Source organism: Streptomyces spiroverticillatus (assembly GCA_014650415.1).
In the GTDB taxonomy this organism is placed as follows: domain Bacteria; phylum Actinomycetota; class Actinomycetes; order Streptomycetales; family Streptomycetaceae; genus Streptomyces; species Streptomyces spiroverticillatus.
The window spans coordinates 1-21,712 of the sequence record BMUX01000035.1 but is presented as its reverse complement, the minus strand read 5'-3'; the positions used below and the strand labels follow the sequence as shown (position 1 = coordinate 21,712).

The 21,712-nt window shown below is 73.0% G+C and carries 22 protein-coding genes and 1 pseudogene; 9 read left to right on the top strand and 14 right to left on the bottom strand.

The features are described from left to right. Positions 1 to 44: 44 nt before the first annotated feature. Both IE269_RS41195 and IE269_RS41190 read right to left on the bottom strand, forming a co-directional pair. Complete coding sequence (locus IE269_RS41195; protein ID WP_189828491.1) at positions 45 to 692, bottom strand: maleylpyruvate isomerase N-terminal domain-containing protein; 648 nt, start codon at positions 690 to 692, stop codon at positions 45 to 47. An 83-nt stretch (positions 693 to 775) separates the two neighbouring features. Beyond that, positions 776 to 2,014 carry an ROK family protein gene (locus IE269_RS41190; protein ID WP_189828490.1) on the bottom strand — a complete coding sequence of 413 codons (1,239 nt, stop codon included), beginning with the start codon at positions 2,012 to 2,014 and terminating at the stop codon, positions 776 to 778. Positions 2,015 to 2,081: 67 nt separating this feature from the next. On the opposite strand from IE269_RS41190, the gene IE269_RS41185 reads away from it, so the two are divergent. The 4 genes from IE269_RS41185 (at position 2,082) to IE269_RS41170 (ending at position 4,893) form a co-directional block, all read left to right on the top strand. Continuing rightward, positions 2,082 to 3,377 (top strand): MFS transporter, encoded by a 1,296-nt coding sequence (locus tag IE269_RS41185; RefSeq protein WP_189828489.1) that lies wholly within the window; start codon positions 2,082 to 2,084, stop codon positions 3,375 to 3,377. Between the two features lie 71 nt (positions 3,378 to 3,448). Next, positions 3,449 to 3,823, top strand: coding sequence for an SCO4225 family membrane protein (locus IE269_RS41180; RefSeq protein ID WP_189828488.1), 375 nt, complete (start codon positions 3,449 to 3,451; stop codon positions 3,821 to 3,823). Next, positions 3,820 to 4,572, top strand: coding sequence for a maleylpyruvate isomerase family mycothiol-dependent enzyme (locus IE269_RS41175; protein ID WP_189828487.1), 753 nt, complete (start codon positions 3,820 to 3,822; stop codon positions 4,570 to 4,572). The genes IE269_RS41180 and IE269_RS41175 overlap by 4 nt, the downstream gene beginning before the upstream one ends. Positions 4,573 to 4,611: 39 nt before the next feature. Beyond that, entirely contained in the window at positions 4,612 to 4,893 is a 282-nt protein-coding gene (locus tag IE269_RS41170; protein ID WP_189828486.1) for a DUF6332 family protein, read from the top strand. Here IE269_RS41170 and IE269_RS41165 read toward each other — a convergent pair. The 3 genes from IE269_RS41165 to IE269_RS41155 form a co-directional block, all read right to left on the bottom strand. After that, positions 4,854 to 5,519, bottom strand: coding sequence for a response regulator transcription factor (locus IE269_RS41165; protein WP_189828485.1), 666 nt, complete (start codon positions 5,517 to 5,519; stop codon positions 4,854 to 4,856). The two genes, IE269_RS41170 and IE269_RS41165, sit on opposite strands and share 40 nt — an antisense overlap. Next, positions 5,516 to 6,715, bottom strand: coding sequence for a sensor histidine kinase (locus IE269_RS41160; protein WP_189828484.1), 1,200 nt, complete (start codon positions 6,713 to 6,715; stop codon positions 5,516 to 5,518). Before IE269_RS41160 ends, IE269_RS41165 begins: the two co-directional genes overlap by 4 nt. Before the next feature lie 160 nt (positions 6,716 to 6,875). Continuing rightward, entirely contained in the window at positions 6,876 to 7,571 is a 696-nt protein-coding gene (locus tag IE269_RS41155; protein ID WP_189828483.1) for a TetR/AcrR family transcriptional regulator, read from the bottom strand. A gap of 189 nt (positions 7,572 to 7,760) precedes the next feature. On the opposite strand from IE269_RS41155, the gene IE269_RS41150 reads away from it, so the two are divergent. Then, on the top strand, positions 7,761 to 8,267 hold the full coding sequence (locus IE269_RS41150; RefSeq protein ID WP_189828482.1) for a nitroreductase family deazaflavin-dependent oxidoreductase: 507 nt from the start codon (positions 7,761 to 7,763) through the stop codon (positions 8,265 to 8,267). A 64-nt stretch (positions 8,268 to 8,331) separates the two neighbouring features. Here the strand turns inward: IE269_RS41150 and IE269_RS41145 are convergent, their stop codons facing one another. Next, the gene (locus IE269_RS41145; protein ID WP_189828481.1) at positions 8,332 to 9,636 is read right to left on the bottom strand and encodes a geranylgeranyl reductase family protein; all 1,305 of its coding nucleotides are present in this window, start codon (positions 9,634 to 9,636) and stop codon (positions 8,332 to 8,334) included. Positions 9,637 to 9,858: 222 nt separating this feature from the next. On the opposite strand from IE269_RS41145, the gene IE269_RS41140 reads away from it, so the two are divergent. Together IE269_RS41140 and IE269_RS41135 are read left to right on the top strand one after the other, a co-directional pair. Continuing rightward, on the top strand, positions 9,859 to 11,238 hold the full coding sequence (locus IE269_RS41140; protein ID WP_189828480.1) for a dipeptidase: 1,380 nt from the start codon (positions 9,859 to 9,861) through the stop codon (positions 11,236 to 11,238). A gap of 97 nt (positions 11,239 to 11,335) precedes the next feature. Next, positions 11,336 to 12,046, top strand: coding sequence for an MBL fold metallo-hydrolase (locus IE269_RS41135; protein ID WP_189828479.1), 711 nt, complete (start codon positions 11,336 to 11,338; stop codon positions 12,044 to 12,046). A gap of 24 nt (positions 12,047 to 12,070) precedes the next feature. Here the strand turns inward: IE269_RS41135 and IE269_RS41130 are convergent, their stop codons facing one another. Next, positions 12,071 to 13,132: an NUDIX hydrolase gene (locus IE269_RS41130; protein WP_189828478.1), complete on the bottom strand. Its 1,062-nt coding sequence runs from the start codon at positions 13,130 to 13,132 to the stop codon at positions 12,071 to 12,073. A gap of 284 nt (positions 13,133 to 13,416) precedes the next feature. On the opposite strand from IE269_RS41130, the gene IE269_RS41125 reads away from it, so the two are divergent. Continuing rightward, positions 13,417 to 13,599 (top strand): hypothetical protein, encoded by a 183-nt coding sequence (locus tag IE269_RS41125; RefSeq protein WP_189828477.1) that lies wholly within the window; start codon positions 13,417 to 13,419, stop codon positions 13,597 to 13,599. 37 nt (positions 13,600 to 13,636) lie between these two features. Here IE269_RS41125 and IE269_RS41120 read toward each other — a convergent pair whose 3' ends face one another. From IE269_RS41120 to IE269_RS41105, 4 genes are all read right to left on the bottom strand, one after another. Further along, entirely contained in the window at positions 13,637 to 14,425 is a 789-nt protein-coding gene (locus tag IE269_RS41120; RefSeq protein ID WP_189828476.1) for an SDR family NAD(P)-dependent oxidoreductase, read from the bottom strand. Further along, positions 14,418 to 14,954: a cupin domain-containing protein gene (locus IE269_RS41115; protein ID WP_189828475.1), complete on the bottom strand. Its 537-nt coding sequence runs from the start codon at positions 14,952 to 14,954 to the stop codon at positions 14,418 to 14,420. The genes IE269_RS41120 and IE269_RS41115 overlap by 8 nt, the downstream gene beginning before the upstream one ends. A 53-nt stretch (positions 14,955 to 15,007) precedes the next feature. After that, a complete protein-coding gene (locus IE269_RS41110; RefSeq protein ID WP_189828474.1) occupies positions 15,008 to 15,775 on the bottom strand; it encodes a hypothetical protein in 768 nt (255 codons plus the stop codon). Positions 15,776 to 15,922: 147 nt separating this feature from the next. After that, entirely contained in the window at positions 15,923 to 16,864 is a 942-nt protein-coding gene (locus IE269_RS41105; RefSeq protein WP_189828473.1) for an ROK family protein, read from the bottom strand. Positions 16,865 to 17,157: 293 nt separating this feature from the next. Between IE269_RS41105 and IE269_RS41100 the strand changes: the two genes are divergently transcribed. Continuing rightward, positions 17,158 to 18,153: a LacI family DNA-binding transcriptional regulator gene (locus IE269_RS41100; protein WP_189828509.1), complete on the top strand. Its 996-nt coding sequence runs from the start codon at positions 17,158 to 17,160 to the stop codon at positions 18,151 to 18,153. Between the two features lie 24 nt (positions 18,154 to 18,177). Here IE269_RS41100 and IE269_RS41095 read toward each other — a convergent pair whose 3' ends face one another. From IE269_RS41095 to IE269_RS41085, 3 genes and pseudogenes are all read right to left on the bottom strand, one after another. Then, complete coding sequence (locus IE269_RS41095) at positions 18,178 to 20,034, bottom strand: serine/threonine-protein kinase (RefSeq protein WP_189828472.1); 1,857 nt, start codon at positions 20,032 to 20,034, stop codon at positions 18,178 to 18,180. Between the two features lie 76 nt (positions 20,035 to 20,110). Further along, positions 20,111 to 21,409 (bottom strand): DUF6986 family protein, encoded by a 1,299-nt coding sequence (locus IE269_RS41090; protein ID WP_189828471.1) that lies wholly within the window; start codon positions 21,407 to 21,409, stop codon positions 20,111 to 20,113. A 162-nt stretch (positions 21,410 to 21,571) separates the two neighbouring features. Then, positions 21,572 to 21,712: pseudogene (locus tag IE269_RS41085) on the bottom strand (electron transfer flavoprotein subunit alpha/FixB family protein); the annotation flags it as partial.

Genomic DNA, 21,712 nt, shown 5'->3' with positions numbered 1-21,712 from the left:
GGCGCTGCGCGGTGCTTCCCGTCGGCGCTGCGCGGTGCTTCCCGTCAGCGCGGGGCGCCGTACCAGCGCCACTCGTCCAGACGCTCGCGGCCCGCGAGGTCGCCGCGTCCGGTGGCCCACAGCAGGGTGGGCCAGGGATCGGTGCCCGCGGGGACGTGCGGGAAGAGGCGGTCCAGGGCGCGGGCGCACAGTTCGGCGGGCGGTTCCCAGGCCGCGAGGCCCAGGCCGGTCGTCAGGTCGTGGGTGTGCACGAGGATCTCCACGACGCTCATGGCGGTGAAGCCCTCGGGGTCGGAGTCTCCGTAGACGTGGTACGCCCGGGCCTCGGGAGGCTTGACCGAAACCACCGCGTGCATGAGTGCGGCGGCCGAGTCGAACGCGTCCAGCAGGCCTTCGGCGCCCGCGGTGCGCTCGACGCGGACCGCGTTCTCGGGCGCGCCGGGGGTCTCGGCGGTCCGCCGGTAGGGCACGTTGGATCCGGTGCGCTCGGCGGCGAGCTTGACCGCGTAGGAGAACAGGTCGTCGGTCAGGTGCTCGGCCGTCTCCCAGCAGTCCCACTCCAGGGCTCCGGCCGGGACGCTCCAGTCGGCGTCGAGGGCGGGGCGCAGGGCGGCGATGCTCAGGTCGGCGGCCAGGCGTATGTCGGCGGGGGTGAGCCGGGTGCCGGGGGCGTCGGCGGGGGTGAGGGTCATGCGCGGACCGTACCAAGCGGGCCGCCGGCGGCCACCGTCAATTTCCGGCGTCGGCCGCCGTCAATTCCCGGCACCGGCCGCCGTCAGCTTCCGACGCCGGCCGCCAGCACCGAGAGCGGGTCGTCCAGGACCGGCTGCCACGCCAACTCCGCCGCTCCGACCAGGGAGTTGTGGTCGAGCGTGCTGGGCAGGATCGGTACGCTGCCGCTCCTGCCCCACAGGCTGCGGTCGGCGACGACCGCGCGCAGCCGCTCGGGGGCGGCGGCCAGGAGGGCCTGGTGGAGGCCGCCGAGGACGATCCGGTCCGGGTTGAGGATGTTGACGAGCCCGGCGAGGCCGAGGCCGAGCCGGTCCACGAGGGCCTCGGCGGCCGTGCGTACCGCCACGTCCGCGTACTCCTCGCGGAGCAGGTCGCGGGACTGCTGGAGCAGCGAGACCTCGGGCCCCGGGGTGCGTCCGGCCTCCGCGAGGAAGGCGAGGGGGTCGGTCTCGACGTCGAGACAGCCCCGGCTGCCGCAGTGGCAGGGGCGGCCGTCGGGGCGGACGGTGAGGTGGCCGACCTCCAGGGCGAGGCCCGAACTACCGCTGTGCAGACGGCCGTCGAGGACCAGCGCGCCGCCGACGCCGCGGTGTCCGGTGGCCACGCAGAGCAGGTGCTTCGCGCCGCGTCCGGCGCCGTGCCGGTGTTCGGCCAGGGCCGCGAGGTTGACGTCGTTGCCGGTGAAGGCGGGGCCCTCGATCCCGGCGGCGGCGACCCGTTCGGCGAAGATCTCGCGGACCGGGGCGCCGGGGGTCCAGGCGAGGTGCAGGGGGTTGAGGGCGGTGCCCTCGGGCTCGGCGACGGCGGAGGGGACGGCGAGCCCGGCTCCGACGCAGCGGCGTCCGGACTCCTCCAGCAGGCGGGCGCCCGCGTCCACGACGGCACCGATGGCCTGCACGGGGTCGGCGTCGATGTCCTGGCAGCCGGGGGCGGTGGCCACGATCCGGCCGCCGAGGCCGACGAGGGCGGCGCGGTAGCCGTCGGAGTGCACCTGGGCGGCGAGCACGACGGGCCCGGTGTCGTCGACGGTGAGCCGGTGGGAGGGGCGGCCCTGCGATCCGGCGGCGGCACCGGGGTTGGAGTCGACGCGGATCAGGCCGAGCGCTTCGAGTTCGGCGGCGACCGCGCCGGCGGTGGCGCGGGTCACGCCGAGTTCGGCGGTGAGGACGGCGCGGGTGGGGGCGCGGCCGGTGTGCACGAGTTCCAGTGCGGGTCCGAGCGCCCCCCGTCCCCGGTCCAACTTCGTTCTGGCGCTGGTCACCCTGGTCCCCTCGGCGTTCATGAAGGCGAGTCTGCCACGCCCCGGGAGCGCCTTGCCCCGTTCGGGGGGCTCCCCCTATGCTGACTTTGTGCCGAACCTAAACAAAGTCCGGACGGCCGCATCGGGGGGCCCGGGCGGAAACCCCGCCGCACCCTCCCTCTCCCGTCTCCGCACCGCGCTGACCCTCTTCTTCGCCCTCGACGGCTTCATCTTCGCCGGGTGGGTGGTCCGCATCCCGGCCATCAAGGAGCAGACCTCCGCCTCGGCCAGCGCTCTCGGTCTCGCCCTGCTCGGGGTGTCGGCGGGCGCGGTGATCACCATGACGCTCACCGGCCGTCTGTGCAGCCGCTTCGGCAGCTTCCGGGTGACGGTGTTATGCGCGGTGCTGCTCTCGCTGAGCATCGCGCTGCCGCCGCTGACGCATTCGCCGCTGGCGCTGGGGCTCGTCCTGCTGGTGTTCGGCGCCCTGTACGGAGGCATCAGCGTCGCCATGAACAGTGCGGCCGTGGACTTCGTGGCCGCCCTGCGCCGCCCGGTGATGCCGAGCTTCCACGCGGCGTTCAGCCTGGGCGGCATGGTGGGCGCGGGGCTGGGCGGGCTGGTGGCGGGCGGGCTGTCGCCGCTGGTGCACCTGTCGCTGCTGACGCTGGTGGGGCTGCTGCTGACGGTGACGGCGGGGCCGACGCTGCTGCGCGAGTCGAAGAAGCTGACGCCGGTGGCGCCTGTGACGCCGGACACCGAGGACCGTACGGACAAGCCCGCCCCGTCCGGATCGCGCCGTGTCGTCGCGCTCTTCGGGATCATCGCGCTGTGCACCGCGTACGGCGAGGGCGCGATCGCCGACTGGGGGCCGCTGCACCTCCAGGAGGACCTGGGCGCGCGCCCGGGCACGGCGGCCGCCGGGTACTCGCTCTTCGCGCTGGCCATGACGATCGGCCGCTTCTCCGGAACCACCCTGCTGGAGCGGCTCGGGCAGACCAGGACGCTGGCGCTGGGCGGTGCGACCGCCGCCGTGGGCATGCTGCTCGGCTCGCTCGCGCCCACGCTGTGGCTCGCGCTGCTCGGCTTCACGGTGACCGGCCTCGGCCTGGCGAACATCTTCCCGGTGGCGATCTCCCGGGCGGGCGAGCTGGCCGGTCCCGGCGGGGTCGCCGCCGCGTCCACGCTCGGCTACGGCGGGATGCTGCTGGGCCCGCCCGCGATCGGGTTCCTCGCCGACTGGCTGTCGCTGCCGACCGCGCTGACGACGGTGGCGGTGCTGGCGGCCGGGGCCTCGGGCCTGGGGCTGTTGGCGCGGTCCGCAGATCCGGTCGCGCATCCGGTCGCAGATCCCGTCGCACATCCGCTCGCGCACTCAGATGGCCGAATAGGCAACCCTGAGTAGGGCTACTCAGGCGGAACGGCGGCCTCGGGGGCACGATGAGGGTCCACTGCCGAACCGTCCGGGGGGACGAGATGAAGGAACATCGCGCGCACGGCCTCGTACAGCTCACGTTCCGCAACCCCGCCTCCGTGGTCTACCTCTCGCTGGTGACCGTGGCCGCGCTGTTCGTGACCGTCGACATGCTCTTCGTCACGCACGACGACGCGTCGCTGGCGGGGGTCTGGCTGTTCCTGCTCGCCGCGCCGACGGTCTTCCTGTTCATGATTGGGGGCGACCTGCTCGCCGGCGCGGTGGCGGACTCGGCCGCCTTCCTCTATCCGTCGCTGGTGCTGTCCGTACTCGTCCAGTCGTACGCTCTCGGGCTGTTCGTCCGCCTGATGCGCGGGGGGCCGTTGCGAGGTGGACGGCGCGCACCGTCGGGGAGCGTGCCAGGATCGGCCGCATGAAGATCGACGACCACATCGAGTCCCTCGCCCGGGAGGGGCAGTCGTTGGCGGACGCGGCCGAGGCGGCGGGCACCTCGGCCGAGGTGCCGACCTGCCCGGGCTGGCGTGTGCGCGGCCTGCTGCGGCACACCGGGATGGTGCACCGCTGGGCGACGCAGTACGTGGTGCACGGCCACAAGGAGTACCAACACGACGCGGGCGAGCCGGACTTGGACGGCACGGAGCTGCTGTCCTGGTTCCGCGAGGGGCATGCCGGGCTGGTGGCGGCGCTGCGCGGAGCCCCGGCGGACCTGGAGTGCTGGACCTTCCTGCCCGCACCGTCGCCGCTCGCGTTCTGGGCGCGCCGGCAGGCGCACGAGACGGCCGTGCACCGGATGGACGCGGCGTCGGCCGCGGGCCGCGAAGTGGGCGACGTACCACCGGAGTTCGCGGCGGACGGCATCGACGAGCTGCTCGCCGCCTTCCACGCGCGCGACCGCAGCCGGGTCCGGCCCGAGCGGCCCGGGACGCTGCGGGTACGGCCGACGGACGGCCCGCCGGGCGCGGTGTGGACCGTACACCTGGCGCCCGACGGCCCGCCCCGTACCGTACGGAACGACGAAGGCCCGGCCGACACCGAGTTGAGCGGTGCGGCCGGGGCGCTGTACGCGGTGCTGTGGAACCGGGCGCCGGTGGACACGGTGACGCTGACCGGGGATCCCCAACTGGCGGCGCTGTGGCGGGAGTCGTCGGCGATCACCTGGAACTGAGAGGCTTCCGGCCGCCCTTCGCGTGGAAGACTCACGGGCATGGGGAACAGGACGCGGGCACAGAGGGACGCCATCACGATCGAGATCGGGTATGCCCTGGTCAGCGCCTTCGTATTGGCCGTGGTGACGTTCGTCGCGGTGGTCGTCCCGGCGGATCTCCTGCTCGATCTGCCGGGGGCCTGGATGCGCGGTGTGCTGGCCGGGGCCGGGGGGCTGGCCGTGACCGTCTTCGTCGTACGGGTCGTGTACGTGCTGTGGGGCTACCGGGGAGCGCCGGGCACTCAGCCGAGCCAGCCGGGGCGCACCAGCCCCGACTCGTAGGCCATCACGACCAGTTGGGCGCGGTCGCGGGCGCCCAGCTTGACCATGGTGCGGCTGACGTGGGTCTTGGCGGTGAGCGGGCTGACGACGAGCCGCCGGGCGATCTCCTCGTTGGACAGCCCCATGCCGACCAGCGCCATCACCTCGCGCTCGCGTTCGGTGAGCGCCTGGAGGGCGGAGGCGTGCGCGGGCTCCTTCGACCGGGCGGCGAACTCGGCGATCAGCCGCCTGGTCACCCCGGGCGACAGCAGCGCGTCGCCCTCGACCACCGCGCGGACCGCCCTGATCAGCTCCTCCGGTTCGGCGTCCTTGACGAGGAAGCCGGAGGCGCCGGAGCGGATCGCTTCGAAGACGTACTCGTCGAGCTCGAAGGTGGTGAGCATGACGACGTGTACGCCTGCCAGTTCCGGGTCCTCGGTGATGCGCCGGGTGGCGGCGAGCCCGTCGAGGCGGGGCATGCGGATGTCCATCAGGACGACGTCGGGCCGCAGTTCGCCGACCAGCCCCCACGCCTCTTCGCCGTCGCTCGCCTCGCCCGCCACCTCGATGCCGGGCTGGGCACCGAGCAGGGCGCGGAATCCGGCCCGTACGAGGGCCTGGTCGTCGGCGAGCAGGACACGGATCACCGGGGGTCTCCTTCGGGGCCGGGTCCTGGGCCGAGCGGAATCTCGGCCTCCACGCGGAAGCCGCCGCCGGTCAGCGGACCGGCCTCGATCGTGCCACCGAGGGCTGCCGCGCGCTCCCGCATTCCTGCGAGCCCGTTGCCGCTGCCGCCGGCCTCGTCGCCCGTCGCGGGTCCCGCGTCGTCGATACGGAGCCGGAGGGCGCCCGGCGCGTAGGTGACCAGAACGTCCGCGGTACGGGAACCGGAATGCCGGACGACGTTGGTGAGGGCCTCCTGCACGATGCGGAACGCGGCGAGGTCGGCCCCGGGCGGAACGCGCCGGGGCACGTCACCCTTGCTGCTGGTCCGCACCGTGAGCCCTGCCGCGGCGGCCTGCTCGACGAGTTCGGGCAGCCGGTCGAGCCCGGGGGCGGGGGTGCGGGGCGCGTCACCGGGGGTGCGCAGGGTGTCCAGCACCTGGCGGACCTCGCCGAGTGCCTCCTTGCTGGCGGACTTGATGGTGCTGAGGGCGGTGCGGGCCTGTTCGGGGTCGGTGTCGAGGAGGGCGAGCCCCATGCTCGCCTGCACATTGATCACCGAAATGCTGTGTGCGAGGACGTCGTGCAGCTCCCTCGCGATGCGCAGCCGTTCCTCGTCCGCCCGCCGCTTCTCCGCGGCCGCCCGCTCGGCCCGGAGCTGCCGGTGCTGCTGCCGCTTGACGCGGGCGAGCTCGGCGGCGGCGAGCAGCACGGCGAACCAGGCGGCGATGACGGTCTCGACACCCCAGGGCGCGGGCCCGTCCCCGGCGGGCGGCAGCCACCGGTACAGCCAGTGCCCGATGAGCAGATGCCCGCCCCAGAGCGTCCCGAGCGCGCACCAGGCGGCCACGCGCCGCCCCCGCACGACCGCCCCGAAGCACGCCACGGCGGCGACCAAGAAGACGGGCCCGTACGGATATCCACCGGCCAGATACGCCAGCACGGTCCCGCAGGCGACGAAGGCGACCACTGCGGGCAACCGCCGCCGCCAGAGCAGCACCACACCCCCGCTGACCAGCAGAACCCGGGCCAGAGCATCGAGCGGCTGCCGGTCCGGCTGCCCGGCCTGGGCGAAGTGCGACCCGACGAGAACGACCAGCACGATCACCACCGTCGACCGCCAGGCCAACCCACCGATCCCGGGCCGGTCCCCCCGCCACCAGCGCTCACGTGGTTCCATGCGCCCCACGCTAAACGCCCGCAAGCCCCCAGGCGTCGCCTGCAAGGGGTGAACGCCCCTACTCCGCCAGGAGTACGACCGAGGCGAAACGCGGGGGTCCGGGGGCAGCGCCCCCGGCACGAACACCAGCCCCCACCCACCCGCACAGAAACCCCCCGCCCTACTCCCCGAGTACGCCCGCCACCCCCGCCAACCCCTCCACCGCATGCACGAAGAACGCCTCCCTCTCCTCCACCACCCGGTGGAAGTGCCCGAACACCTCGAAGGAGATCAGTCCGAACAGCTCCGCCCACACCTTCACGAACCCGATCGCCACCGCCGGCGGAAAGTCCGGCGCGATGTCGGCCGCCAACCGCTCCGCCTCACCCCGCAGTCCCACCGGAACCCGCTCCACGGCCAGCCCCCGCGACCCGTGCGCGTCCCGCGCGATCGCCATCAGTACGGTGACGGCCCGGGCGGCGGGGACGGCGGTCGTCTGCGGCGCGCTGTACCCCGGCACGGGCGACCCGTACAGCAGCGCGTACTCCTGCGGATGCGCCAGCGCCCACTCCCGCACCGCCAGGCACACCTGTACCCACCGTTCCCGGTGTCCCGCCCCGTCCGGCGCCTCGGCGTCGGCCTTCTCGGCCGCCTCGCCCACCGCGTCGTACGCGTCGGTGATCAGCGCGGTCAGCAGGTCGTCCCGGCTGGGGAAGTAGCGGTAAAGCGCGGAGGAGACCATGCCCAGCTCGCGCGCGACGGCGCGCAGGGAGAGCTTGGCCGCGCCCTCGACGGCGAGCTGCCGGCGGGCCTCCTCCTTGATGGCGGCGGTGATTTCGGTCCTGGCCCGTTCCCTGGCCCCTTGCGTAGCACTCATGGAACACAGTCTGACACCGGGCGAGAGCACTGCACAACAACGAGAGCACCGCTCACCGACACGACCACCGCACCAAAAAGAGAGCGGCGCACAAAAACGAGAGCAGTGCTCTTGCCTTGGGGCACCGATCCGCGCAGACTGGTGCTCACAAACGAGAGCACCGCTCTCGCTTTACCGAAAGGACCCGCCATGACCTCCGCGTCCACCCCCGCCCCCCACCCCCACTACATCCGCCCCACCCGCTTCGACACCCTCGTCAACAAGACCATGGGCTGGCTCGCCCGCCGCGGCTTCAGCGTCATGGGCACCGCCGAGCTCTCCGTCCTCGGCCGCAAGAGCGGCGAGTGGCGGCGCGTGCCGGTCAACCCGCTCCCGTACGAGAACGGCCCCTACCTGGTCTCGGCCCGCGGCCACTCCGAGTGGGTCCGCAACATGCGCGCCGCCGGTGGCGGCAGGCTCCAAGTGGGCGGCCGCACCCAGGAGTTCACCGTCACCGAGCTGCCCGACGCCGAGAAGCCGGTGATCCTGCGGAGCTACCTCAAGAAGTGGGGCTGGGAGGTCGGCCGGTTCTTCGGCGACGTCAACGCCAAGTCCACCGACGCGGAACTCCTCGCCGCCGCCCCCAAGCACCCGGTCTTCCGCATCACGCTGACCAGCACCACCAGCACCACCACCCCGCCCGCAGACGCGCAGTGACCCGCCGCCCCACGGGGCCGACGGGTCACCACATCACTCACCACTCACCGCACGCGCGAGCGCCTCAGCCCTCGCCGTCCTTCCGCGCCTCGCCGTCCTTCGGCACCTCGACCTCGTCGGGCTTCCGCGACGCCTCCGCCTTGTGCACCGCGTTCAGCGCCCACTGCGCCGCCGGGTGCATCCGTACCAGCTCGGCCAGGGTCGTCTGCCCCCGCGTGATCCGCGCGAAGGCCTTCCACGCGGGCCGCAGCCCGGTGATCGCGGCGTGCAGCAGCGCCGGGTGACGTTCGAACTGGGTCAGCATCCGCTTGCCGACGCCCATCTCGACGCCGAGCCCCGCCTTGATGGCGAAGGCGTAGTTCAGGGCCTGGCGCCGCGCGTCGACCGCGTCCTGCGCCTCGGCGATCCGCACCGCCCACTCCCCCGCCAGCCGCCCGGACCGCAGCGCGAAGGAAATCCCCTCGCGGGTCCACGGCTCAAGCAGCCCCGCCGCGTCCCCGCACACCAGCACCCGCCCGCGCGACAGCGGCGACCCGGCCGCCCGGCAGCGCGTCAAGTGCCCCGAGGACACGGAGGGTTCGAACCCGGCGAGACCCTGGCGGGCGATGAAGTCGGTCAGGTACTGCTTGGTGGCGGCGCCCTCCCCCTTCGCGGCGATCACGCCGACCGTCAGCGTGTCCCCCTTGGGGAACACCCACCCGTAACTCCCGGGAATCGGGCCCCAGTCGATGAGCACCCGCCCCGCCCAGTCCTCGGCGACCGTCCTGGGCACCGGGATCTCGACCTCCAGGCCGAGGTCGACCTGGTCGAGTTCGACGCCGACGTGTGCTCCTATCCGGCTGGCGCTGCCGTCCGCGCCGACGACCGCCCGCGCGAGGACGGTCTCGCCGTCGGCCAGCACCACGGCGGCCGTGCGCCGGTCGGGGACCGCAGCACCGTGCTGCTCCACCCGGGCGACGGTGACTCCGGTACGGAGCACCGCGCCGGCCTTCTGCGCGGACTCGACCAGCGCCTGGTCGAACTCCGGCCGGTTGACCAGCCCGAACAGCATCTTCCGGGACTTCCTGGTGCGGGTCAGCTTCCCGTTCAGGGAGAAGGTGACTCCGTAAATACGGTCCTGGAGCGGCAGCACGAACCCGGGTGGCAGGCTGTCGCGGGAGGGCCCGATGATGCCGCCGCCGCACGTCTTGTACCGGGGCAGTTCGGCCTTCTCCAGCAGCAGGACACGACGCCCGGCGCTCGCCGCGGCGTGAGCGGCGGAGGCCCCGGCCGGTCCCGCCCCGACCACCACGACGTCCCACACGGGCCCGCCGTCCTCGTCCCGCTCGTGTCCGGCGTCTGCTGCGGCGTCTGCGTTCTCGCTGCTCACGATGTGCTTCTGCTCCTGATCCGACCCGTGGCCATGCTTTCCTGCGGCATCCTACGGCGCGGAGGAGGACGGATCCGCTGTGGGAGGATCGGTCATGCCTTCCCCGTACACACACCTGTCCGGGAAGGGCGCCCGAACCACCCGATGAATCCGACGCGGGGCGCGCTGCCCGTGTCGTACGCGAACCACCGACCGCCGTCCGCACCCACAAGGAGCGTGCCCATGACCGCCACCCACCCGATCGCCGCCCCCGTCGCCGCGTCCGTCGCCGCGCAGATGCCCCGCGCCAAGTCGGAGCTGGCCGAGCTGGTGGCCTTCCAGTCGGTGGCGGACCCCGCACAGTTCCCCAAGAGCGAGTGCGAGGCCGCCGCGAACTGGTGCGCCGACGCGCTGCGCGCCGAGGGCTTCCAGGACGTGGCCCTGCTCGACACGCCCGACGGCACCCAGTCGGTGTACGGCTTCCTGCCCGGCCCCGAGGGCGCGCCGACCGTACTGCTGTATGCGCACTACGACGTACAGCCGCCGCTCGGCGTGGACAAGTGGGTGTCGCCCCCGTTCGAGCTGACGGAGCGCAACGGCCGCTGGTACGGGCGCGGTGCGGCGGACTGCAAGGGCGGGTTCATCATGCACCTGCTCGCGCTGCGCGCCCTGAAGGAGAACGGCGGCGTCCCGGTCAACGTCAAGGTCATCGCCGAGGGCTCGGAGGAGCAGGGCACCGGCGGTCTTGAGCGGTACGCGGAGGCGCACCCGGACCTGCTGGCCGCCGACACCATCGTCATCGGCGACACCGGCAACTTCCGCGTCGGCCTGCCGACCGTGACGGCGACGCTGCGCGGCATGACGATGCTGCGGGTCACGCTGGACACGCTCGAAGGCAACCTGCACTCGGGCCAGTTCGGCGGCGCCGCCCCCGACGCGCTCGCCGCGATGATCCACCTGCTGGCCTCGCTGCGCGACGCGGACGGCTCGACCACGGTCGACGGTCTCGCGGCGGACGGCACCTGGTCGGGTCTCCAGTACCCGGAGGACGAGTTCCGTGCCGACGCGAAGGTCCGCGAGGGCGTCGGACTGATCGGTTCCGGCACGGTCGCCGACCGCATCTGGGCGCGCCCGGCCGTCACCGTCATCGGCATCGACTGCCCGCCGGTCGTCGGCGCCACCCCGTCGCTCCAGGCGAGCGCGCGGGCGCAGGTCAGCCTGCGGGTGCCGCCGGGCCAGGACGCGGCCGAGGCGACGAAGCTGCTGACCGCGCACCTGAAGGCGCACGCCCCGTGGGGTGCGCAGGTCACGGTCGAGCAGGTCGGTCAGGGCCAGCCGTTCCAGGCGGACACCTCCAGCCCGGCGTACACGTCGATGGCGGACGCGATGCGTTTCGCCTACCCGGACGAGGAGATGCAGATCTCCGGCATGGGCGGCTCGATCCCGCTGTGCAACACGCTCGCCGCGCTGTACCCGGAGGCGGAGATCCTCCTCATCGGCCTGAGCGAGCCGGAGGCGCAGATCCACGCGGTGAACGAGAGCGTCTCCCCCGAGGAGCTGGAGCGCCTCTCGGTGGCGGAGGCCCTCTTCCTCACCCACTACGCCGAGTCCAAGAAGGTCTGACGCACGAAGCGTTCCCCTTCTTGATCAGCGCTGAGCGAACTATGCGCTGAGCGAAGTCCCATGGCGGCGGACGTACGCGCCCTCGTACGTTCGCCGCATGGACCTCGTAGAGATACTTCCGCAACTGCACATGCTGCGTTTCCCGATCGGCCAGGCATACCTGTGGCGCGAAGAGACGTCCGACGGAACCGAGTTGACCCTGGTCGACGCCGGCAACCGTGATGCCGCCGCCGACATCGAGGAAGCGATACGGAGCCTGGGCGCCGATCCGCGCGACCTGCGCCGCATCGTGCTCACCCACTGCCACCGCGACCACGTGGGCTGCGCCGAGGAGTTGGCCGCGCGCCACGGCGCCGAGGTGCTGGCGCACCGGCTGGACGCCCCCGTGGTGCGCGGCGTCGCCCCCACCCCCGAGGCCGTGCTCCTCGACTGGGAACTCCCGCTGTACGAGCACGGGTTGACCGTGCCGGAGGCCCCGGCGACGCGGGTGGACCGGGAGTTGGAGGAGGGCGACGTCCTCGACTTCGGCGGCGGCGCACGCATCGTGCACGCGCCGGGCCACACGGACGGCTCCCTCGCGGTCCATCTCCCGGACCACGGCGTGCTGTTCACCGGCGACTGCATCGCGTCGGTGGGCGAGGTGATGCTGGGCGTGTTCAACGTGGACCGGGACCAGGCCCTGGCCACCATGCGCCGCCTCGCCTCGCTGGCCCCGACGGTGGTCCTCGTCGGCCACGGCGACCCGGTGACCGAGGACACGACGACCCGTCTGATCACGGCGGCGGACAAGGCGTCGACGGGGCAGTAGCCCCGGCCGCGCCGGTGCCGCCGCTCAGTGCCCGGCGGCCGGTTCCCCGCCCACCGGGACGCCGTTCTCCAGGTTGAGGACGGTGCGCTGGGCCCTGGCACGCAACGCCCAGCGCAGCCGTTCGTACCGGTCGGGGGGCAGCAGCCCGGCCGCCTCCTCCTCGGTGACGAACCGCCACTGGCGCAGCTCGGGCCCCGGCAGGGTCACCTGCCGGACCTGCTCGTCCGCCAGCCGTCCGCCGTCGAACAGCATCCTGATGCCGCCGAAGGCGGGCGGCCGGGGCGGCTCCCAGTCGACGACCAGCAGCCGGGGCATGTGCTCCAGCCGTATCCCCGTCTCCTCGGCGACCTCCCGCAGTCCCGCCGTGGCGGGCGGCTCGCCGCTCTCCACGACCCCGCCGGGGAACTCCCAGCCGGGCTTGTACGTCGGGTCCACCAGCAGCACCCGGTCCTCGGCGTCGAAGAGGAGCACCCCGGCCGCGAGGGTCTCGGCGGTCGGCGGCGGCGTCTGGACGATCTCGCAGGGCCGGGCCGCCCCGGTCCGCACCGCGTCGGCGACACTCTCGGCGATCTCGTACGGAGTTCTGCGGCTGCCGTCCACGACGTGGGCGTCGCCGGTGATCCAGCCGAGCGCGGCGCGGTAGGGCTCGATGTGGTCGTACGCCCACTGGCGCACCCGCGTCTCGGTGTCGGCCTCGCTCGGGCCGGGCTCCTCGCGGGCGGCGATCCGCTCGCGCAGGATCGTTTCCTCGACCTGGAGCAGCACATGGTGCACGGGTATCCGCCGGGAGGCGAGCCCGCCGAATATCTCGTCCCGGTACTCCTGCCGCAGCAGCGTCATCGGCACGACCAGCACTCCGCCGACCTCGGCGAGCAGGGCCGCGGCCGTGTCGACGACCATGCGCCGCCAGATCGGCAGGTCCTGGTAGTCGCTCACCTCGGCGAGCCGCTTGGGCGGCAGCAGGTGACGGAGTCCGGAGCCGATCACCTCCGGGTCGTACAAGGTGCTGTTCGGGATCAGATCGATCAGTTCGCGTGCGGTACTCGTCTTGCCCGCTCCGAACGCACCGTTGATCCAGACGATCACGGTTCCCCCTCTGCCGTAGCCCCCAGTGGACTGCCCGCTACACCCTGCCACGGATACCGGGTCCTGCGGCATGGGGCCTGCACGGGTGCGGCCACGCACCGCGACGGTTCGCGCACACAACCGTGGCCGTCCTGTGGCCTGTTGGAGGCAACGCTCCACGGGTCCACGCGCGTCGATGCAGACAACGGGGGCGCTCCCGGGACGACTGCGACCGTGACCGCTGGTGACGGAGTCTCGTTGGGCGCACAGAAGTACAGCAGGAGCACGGACGAAGGGGGTGCGGCATGAACCGCACTGTTTTGCGACGTTTTCCGGCCGGCGGCCCGCGCGGCAGCTGGCCCGCCGAGGAGTACGCGCACGCCCGCCGCGCGGAGGGGTGTCCTGCGGAGGTCGTCATGGACCTGGACGCGGACTGCTTCCTCGTGGTCGAGGTGCGACAGGCCCCGGCGGAGGCCGCGGCGCTCTAGACGCCGTCACCAGGTGGGGGCGGCGCTCTGGACGCCGCTACCAGGTGGGGGCGGCGCTCACGCCGCCGTCCACCACCAGGTTCGTACCGCTGATCCAGGCGGCGGCGTCCGACGCCAGGAAGACGCAGGCGTTGCCGATGTCGGCGGGGCTGCCGAGGCGGCCGAGCGGTGCGGTCCCGGTCCAGCGGCGTACGCCGTCGGGCCAGTCATCGGCGAGTCCGGGGCGGTCGATCAGCCCCGGCGAGACGGTGTTGACCCGGACGGCGTCCGGTCCGTACTCCAGGGCGGCCGACCGGGCGAACATGATCAGCGCGGCCTTGGACGCGCAGTAGTGCGCGTGTCCGGGGGTCGCCATGGTCCCCTCGATTGAAGCGATATGGGTGATGCTGCCCCCGCCACGGGCGGCGAGCAGGGGCGCGGCGGCGCGGGTGCAGGAGAAGGCGCTGGTGGTGTTGGCGTCGTACAGCTTGCGCCAGTCGTCGGCGGTCGTCTCGGCAAGACCCTGGACCGGCTGGATCCCGGCGTTGTTGACGAGCGCGTCCAGCCCGCCCTGCCAGTCGGCCGCCGTCTCGACGAGCCGCTCGCACTCCGATTCCCGGGTCAGATCCGCCTGTACGGGCAGGGCCTTGCCGCCCCTTTCCACGATCCCGGTGGCGAGGGCATGGGCGCCCTTCTCGTCCTCCCGGAAGTGGACGACGACGGCCGCCCCTGCGGCGGCGAACCGCTCCGCGATCCCGCCTCCGACGAGCCCGCTGGCCCCGGTGACGAGGGCGACGCGGCCGGTGAGGTCGGGGAGGGAGGTGTCGCGGGCGGGCGTCTCAGGCATGGTCGTCGTCACCTTCGGTCATGGTCAGCGGGGCGTCAGGGCGAAACAACTGCCGTACGAGTTCGGCGTGTTCGGGGTATTGACCGCTGAGCTCCTTGGCGTCGCCGCCCTCGTAGTCCGTCGGGAGGAAACCGGGTGCCATGGTCGTCCCGAACAGCGACCACGCCCCGCCCGGTGCGACCCGGGCACCCATCCAGGTCCCCGCCTCGACCACGTACTGCACGGTGCCGTCCGTGTCCCCGAGGCGGAGCCGCTGTCCGCCGCCGTCGGGCGCGAGGAGCAGGAGCTCCAGCGGATCCCCCCGGTAGAAGTGCCAGACCTCGTCGGTGGGCAGCCGGTGCAGGGCGGAGAAGTCGCCGGGGGCGGAGGTGAGCAGCACCATGATCGCCGTACCGGCGGGGCGACCGGTGTCGTCGGCCTCCCCGGCCCAGGTCTGCCGGAACAACCCGCCCTCGACGGGCAGCGGTTGGAGCCGGTGCAGGGCGGCGAGGCGACGTGCTTCGGCGAGCGGGTCCGCGGTGTCGGTCACGCGCCGAACGTACCCGCCACCGAGCCGCCTACGCCTGCCGCCGGCCCCGGTGGTCAGTGACGCCCCGCGGGGACGGGCCCCGAGGTGAGGCTCACTCCGTACTCGCGCTTGAGCAGGAGGTACTCGACGACGGAGAGGACCACCAGGGCGGTCACGCCCGCGAACCCGAGGAGGTCGGCGACGTTCTCGGGCGCCTGGACGAAGGTGGGGGCTCCCGAGACCTTGTCCACCACCAGTGCGGCAATCGCGAATCCGGGGCCGACGAGCGCGGGCAGGGAGGGGTGCACCGTGTGGGCGCCGAACATGGAGGTGAGGCCGACGACCGCGCCGCCGACGAGGAAGACCAGCCAGCCCGGGACGATGGGGAAGGCGACGAAACCGACCCAGTTCCTGTCCATCGTGTCCATCATGGACATGGACCAGGCGATCAGGCCCACGCCCGCGGCCAGCAGGCCGAGGAAGGCCAGCGGTCCGCCCGTGCCGTCGCCCAGGACCAGGTTGCGCAGCACCTGCGCCCGCTGGTCGGACGGCGAGAAGTACGTGACCACGCCGGTCATGAGGATCAGCAGCAGCACCGCGCAGCCGCCGCCGATGATGTATTTCGCGCTGAAGGCGTTGACCACCTCGGCACCGCTGCCGACGCGCACGCCGTAGACGACGGCGGTGCCGACGACGACCACCGTGGTGACGACCGCGCGGATCCAGCCGCACACCGTGCTGATGTCGTCCCGTCCGTCGGCATGGGACTGGCGCAACTGCCACAGCAGCCAGCACATACCGTAGATCGCGCCGCCCGCGGCCAGCGTCAGAAGTACCGTCATGCGCGGCATTGAAGCGTGCTCCACGCACCTCGCGGGGGCGGTTCGGCGACCCCGTCACCCCTTCGTGGAGCCGAGGGCGGGCTCGCGGGCGTGCGGACCGCCTTCGGTGAAGGACGCGGGCCGCGCGGCTTGTTGAGCGGGTCGCCCTCAGCTCGCCCCCAGCAGTACCGCGCCCGCCGCCCCCACCAGCCCCGCCTCCGTCCCCATGCGTGCGGGCACCACCCTCAACCCCCGTACGAACGAAAGCTTCGCGTAGTCGCCCAGTGCCCTGTGCAGCGGGTCGAAGAGCACCGGGCCCGCCCCGGCCACTCCCCCGCCGATCACCGCGATCTCCACCTCGACCAGCGTCGCCGTCGCCGCGATCCCCGCGGCCAGCGCCTGGGCCGCCCGCTCGAACGAGGCGACGGCGACCGGATCCCCGGCCTCGGCCGCGGCGGCGACTCCGGCGGCGGTGGTGTCGCCGTCGGGGCCGGGCCGCCAGCCCTGTTCCGCGGCGCGGCGCGCGATGTTGGGGCCGCTGGCGATGCGTTCCACGCAGCCTCGCGAGCCGCATGGGCACAGGTCGCCGTCCAACTCCACGCTGATGTGGCCGATGTGGCCCGCGTTGCCGGTGGGGCCGGGGTGCAGCTGACCGTTGAGGACCAGGCCTCCGCCCACCCCTGTCGAGACGACCAGGCACAGCGCGTTGTCGAAGCCCCGGGCCGCCCCCTGCCAGTGCTCGGCCGCGGTCATCGCGACGCCGTCGCCCACGAGTCGTACGGGAAGGCCGTCGACCACCGCACCGACCCGGGCGACGAGCGGAAACCCGCGCCAGCCAAGGACGTTGACGGGGCTGACCGTTCCGGCGGAGGCGTCCACCGGTCCCGCGCTGCCGATGCCGACCGCCCGCGCCCGGGCCCACAGCGGCGACTGCCGCAGCTCGGCGAGGACCTCCTCCACCGCTCCCATCACCACGTCGGCGTCCTCCTGCGCCGGGGTCGGGCGCTGGGCCTTGACGTGGATGCGGCCGGTGTCGTCCACGAGCGCACCCGCGATCTTGGTTCCGCCGATGTCGAGCGCGGCGACGAGGTCGGTGAACTCGAAGGACATCGGCGAACATCTCCAGTAAGAAGAGGAACAGGAAAGATCAAACGACTGGGCCAGTCTCCATTTAGCTGACAACGTTGTCCAGATGGCGGGGCCCTATGCTCGGTGCCTCACGCGGGCACCCGTACGCCCCACCCGCGTTCCGACGACCGACAGGACAGAGCACCGTGGCCGACACCGCTCCCCCGCCTTCCGCCGCAGGGAGGTCCCAGTCCCCGTCCCCATCCCCGTCCCAGGACGCCGGGCGGCTCCCGCGCCCCGTGCCCGCGCAACGCCGTTACGGCAACCGGCCGACGATGAAGGACGTCGCCGCCCGCGCGGGCGTCGGCCTCAAGACGGTCTCCCGCGTCGTCAACGCCGAACCGGGCGTCACCCCGGACACCGAACGGCGCGTCAAGGAGGCCATCGACGCCCTCGGTTTCCGCCGCAACGACAGCGCCCGCGTCCTGCGCAAGGGCCGCACCGCCAGCATCGGGCTGGTCCTGGAGGATCTCGCCGACCCGTTCTACGGTCCGCTGAACCGCGCCGTGGAGGAGATCGCCCGCGCGCACGGGGCCCTGCTCATCAACGGTTCCAGCGCCGAAGACCCGGACCGCGAGCAGGAGTTGGTGCTCGCTCTGTGCGCGCGCCGGGTCGACGGGCTGATCGTGATCCCGGCCGGGGACGACCACCGCTATCTGGAGCCGGAGATGGCGGCGGGCGTGGCGATCGTGTTCGTGGACCGCCCGGCGGGCCGGATCGACGCCGATGTCGTACGGTCCGACAGCTTCGGCGGCGCACGCGCCGGGGTCGCCCACCTCATCGCGCACGGGCACCGCAGGATCGGCTTCATCGGCGACCAGCCGCGCGTCCACACCGCGACCGAGCGACTGCGCGGCTACCACGCGGCGATGGCGGAAGCGGGCCTTCCGGTGGCCGAGGAGTGGGTGGCGCTGGGCAGCACCGAGCCGAAACGGGTGCGGGCCGCGGCGGAGGCGATGCTGGACGCGGAGCACGAGCCGGTCACGGCGGTCTTCACCGGCAACAACCGGGTGACGGTCACGGTCGTACGGGTGCTGGCCGAGCGCGAACGGCCCGTTGCCCTGGTCGGGTTCGACGACTTCGAGCTGGCGGACCTGCTGGTGCCCGGGGTCACGGTCGTCGCCCAGGACGCGGCGACGCTCGGCCGCACCGCCGCCGACCTGCTGTTCAGCCGTCTCGACGGGGCGGGCGGCGCACCGTCCCACGTGGTGCTGGAAACCCGGCTGGTCGCCCGGGGTTCGGGCGAGATCCCGCCGTGGGACGCCCGTTGACCGCGCGGGCGGGCCCAGACCGGTTCAGCAGGCGGGCAGTCCGGGCAGCGGCTGGTCGTTGTCGCCGCCCTTGAGGTAGACGACGCTGACGTACACGTTGGTGTTGCCGCTGTCGTCGTCGGTCTTGGCCCACCACACGTTCGTCCACTTGCCGTAGGTCGTCCGGCGGCCCAGATTGGACTGGCAGTAGAAGTAGTTGGTGCCCGCGTTGAGCGTGCCCGCGCGGTCGCCGTTCGCGCGTATGGAGTCCGAGGTGCGCCAGACGTCGCAGTTGTACTTTCCGCCGCCCACGCCGTGACACACCGGTGCCGGGGGCGGCGGGTTGTTGTTGCCCCCGGTGGTGGTGCCGGAGTTCCCGCCCGTGGAGCCGCCGGAGCCGGAGGAACCGCCGCCGGGCTTGCCGCCGCCGGAACCGCCGGTCGTCGCACCGCCGTTGCCGCCGCCGGAGGTCTTGCCGCCGTCGGCCTTGTCCGGCTTCTTGCCGTCCTTGGCAGGCGGGGGCGTCTTCTTGTCGCCGTCCTTGCCCTTCCCCTTGTCCTTGCCGGGGGACTTGGGCGGCGTGGTCTTCAGGTCGGCGTCGGTGGGCAGGGCTCCCGCCGGCAGCGCGCCGTCCTCGCCCGGGGCGCTGTCGCCGGATGCGGCCCCGGTCGCCGTCGGGCTGCCGGACGCCCGGGTGTCGCCGCCGTCCCGCTGGTTCACCGCGTACGTCACGCCCGCACCGACCAGCAGCACCGCGGCCACGCCTGCCGCGACGACGGCCTTGCGGCGGCCGCCCGACGACGCACCCGGCTCCTCCCGCCGCCCTCGGGCCGGCTTCGTCGCCGGGTCGCCGACGGAGGGGCCGGGCCCGGGAACGTAACCCTGCTGTCCGACGGAGGGTGCCGGTGCGCCCTGGAAGGCGGGCGGCTGCACGGAGGCGGAGTTCGGCCCGGTCCCATAGGCAGGAGGTTGCACCGCACCGTACGCCTGCGGAGTCGGTGGACCGAAGCCCTGCGCCTGGTGTCCGTAGGGCGCGGCGGGGCCGAAGCCCTGCGGGGGCGCGGACGTGCCGTCGGCGACGGCGGCGAGCAGGCGGGCGGCCTCCTGGGCATCGGGGCGCTGCGCCGGGTCCTTGCTCATCAGCCGTTCCAGTACGGGTGCGAGCGGACCGGAGCGCACGGGTGCGGGCAGCGGTTCCACGACGATCGCGGTCAGCGTGGACCACGTGGACGTACGGCGGAACGGGGAGCCGCCCTCGACTGCCGCGTACAGCGTCGCACCCAGCGCCCACACGTCGGAAGCGGGCCCCGGCTCCTGGCCCTGGGCGCGCTCGGGCGCCAAGTAGTCGAGGGAGCCGACCAGTTCGCCGCTGCGGGTGAGGTGGGTGGTGGAGCCGTCGCCCGGGTCCTCCATGGCGGCGATGCCGAAGTCGGTGAGGACGACGCGCCCGCCGCGCTCCAGCAGGATGTTGCCGGGCTTGACGTCGCGGTGCAGGACGCCGACGCGGTGGGCGGCGGCCAGGGACTCCAGGACCTTCGCGCCGATGCCCGCGGCCTCGCGGGGGTCGAGGGGACCGCGCTCGGACAGCACGTCGTCGAGGGAGGGGCCGTCGACCAGCTCCATCACGATGACGGGGCGGCCCTCGTGCTCGGTGACGTCGTGGACGGCGACGACCCCGGGGTGCCGCACGCGCGCGGCGGCCCGCGCCTCGCGCTGCATGCGGACCTTCAGGTCGGCGAGCTCGGGCGCCGAGGAGTCGTTGTACGTACGGAGTTCCTTGACGGCGACCTCGCGGCCGAGCACCTCGTCGACGGCTCGCCAGACGACGCCCATGCCGCCGCGTCCGAGCTGTTCGATCACGCGGTAGCGGCCGGCCAGCCGCTCGTTCTCCCCCGTAGCCACCACTGCCCCGTTCCGTTGCGCCCAAATGAGTGGTCGCGAACAGAGTACGGGGCAGCAGTGACAGCCGATCGGGCGGTTACTGGGCGGACGCCGTGAGGTCCCCGCGGCGCGGTGCGGCGAAGCCCTCCAGGTCGGCCTGGGTCAGGCCGCTGAGCTTCGCGACCTCGGCGGCGTCGAGGGCACCGCACTGGATGCCGCGCAGCAGGTAGGAGGCAAGCGCCTTGGCGGACGCGGGCTCGTCGGCGACGTCGCCGCCGGTGACCTGGTTGGCGTACGCGGCAAGACGCGCGGCGGCCTGCTCGAAGCCCTCGCGGTAGTAGGTGAAGACGGCCGCGTAACGGGTCGGCAGGTGCCCCGGGTGCATGTCCCAGCCCTGGAAGTAGGCGCGGGCCAGGGCGCGGCGGGTGAGGCCGTAGTGCAGCCGCCAGGCGTCGTGCACCTTCTCGGTGGAGCCGACGGGCAGGACGTTGGTGGAGCCGTCCGAGACGCGGACGCCGGTGCCGGCGGCGGCGACCTGCATGATCGCCTTGGCGTGGTCGGCGGCCGGGTGGTCGCTGGCCTGGTAGGCGGCGCTGACGCCGAGGCAGGCGCTGTAGTCGAAGGTGCCGTAGTGCAGGCCGGTGGCGCGGCCCTCGGCGGCGTCGATCATGCGGGCGACGGTGGCGGTGCCGTCGGCGCCGAGGATGGACTGGCTGGTCTCGATCTGGATCTCGAAGCCGATCCGGCCCTCCGGCAGACCGTGCGCCTTCTCGAAGGCCTCGACCAGTCGCACCATCGCGGTGACCTGCTCGCAGTACGTCACCTTGGGCAGCGTGAGGACGAGACCGTCGGGCAGGCCGCCGTTCTCCATCAGGCCGGTGAGGAAGACGTCCAAGGTGCGGATGGCCCGCTCGCGCACCGGAGCCTCGAAGCACTTCATGCGGATGCCGGTGTACGGGGCGGCCGTGCCGTCCTTGTACGAGGCGGCCACCAGGCGCGCGGCCCGGGCGGCGTAGGCGTCCTCCTCGGCGGCGGGGCCGGTGTACCCGTCCTCGAAGTCGACCCGGAGGTCCTCGATCGGCTCGCGCTCCAGCTTGGCGCGCACGCGGGTGTACACGGCGTCGGCGAGGGAGGCGTCGAGGCCGAGCACCTCGGCGAACGCGGCGGCGTTCGGGGCGTGCTCGTCGAGCATCTTCAGCGCCGTCTCGCCCCAGGAGCGGATGGTTCCGGCGTCGTAGAGGTTGCCGGGGACGTACACGGTGTGGACGGGCTGCCGGGTTCCGGGGTCTCCGGGGTAGCGGCGCTCAAGCTCCGCGTCCACGGACGCGAGGGATGCGCTGATCCCCTCACTGACCGCACCGGCGAGGCTCGTTGCCACCTTCTCCTGCTGACCCATTCCAACCCTCCAAGTTTCCGCTTCACGGAATCAACAATCCGCATAGCGAAGTTAATGCGGCTCACGACGGGAGTCAATGGGTGCCCGGCACACGTACCGCAACGGCTCGGGGCCGCACGGCGTGTGTCGCCGTGCGGCCCCGAGTCGTACAAAAGTTGCAGGTCAGCCCTTGCGGGCTTCGACCTCGGCGGTGAGCTGGGGGACGACCTCGAAGAGGTCACCGACCACGCCGTAGTCGACGAGCTCGAAGATCGGGGCCTCGGCGTCCTTGTTGATCGCCACGATCGTCTTCGAGGTCTGCAT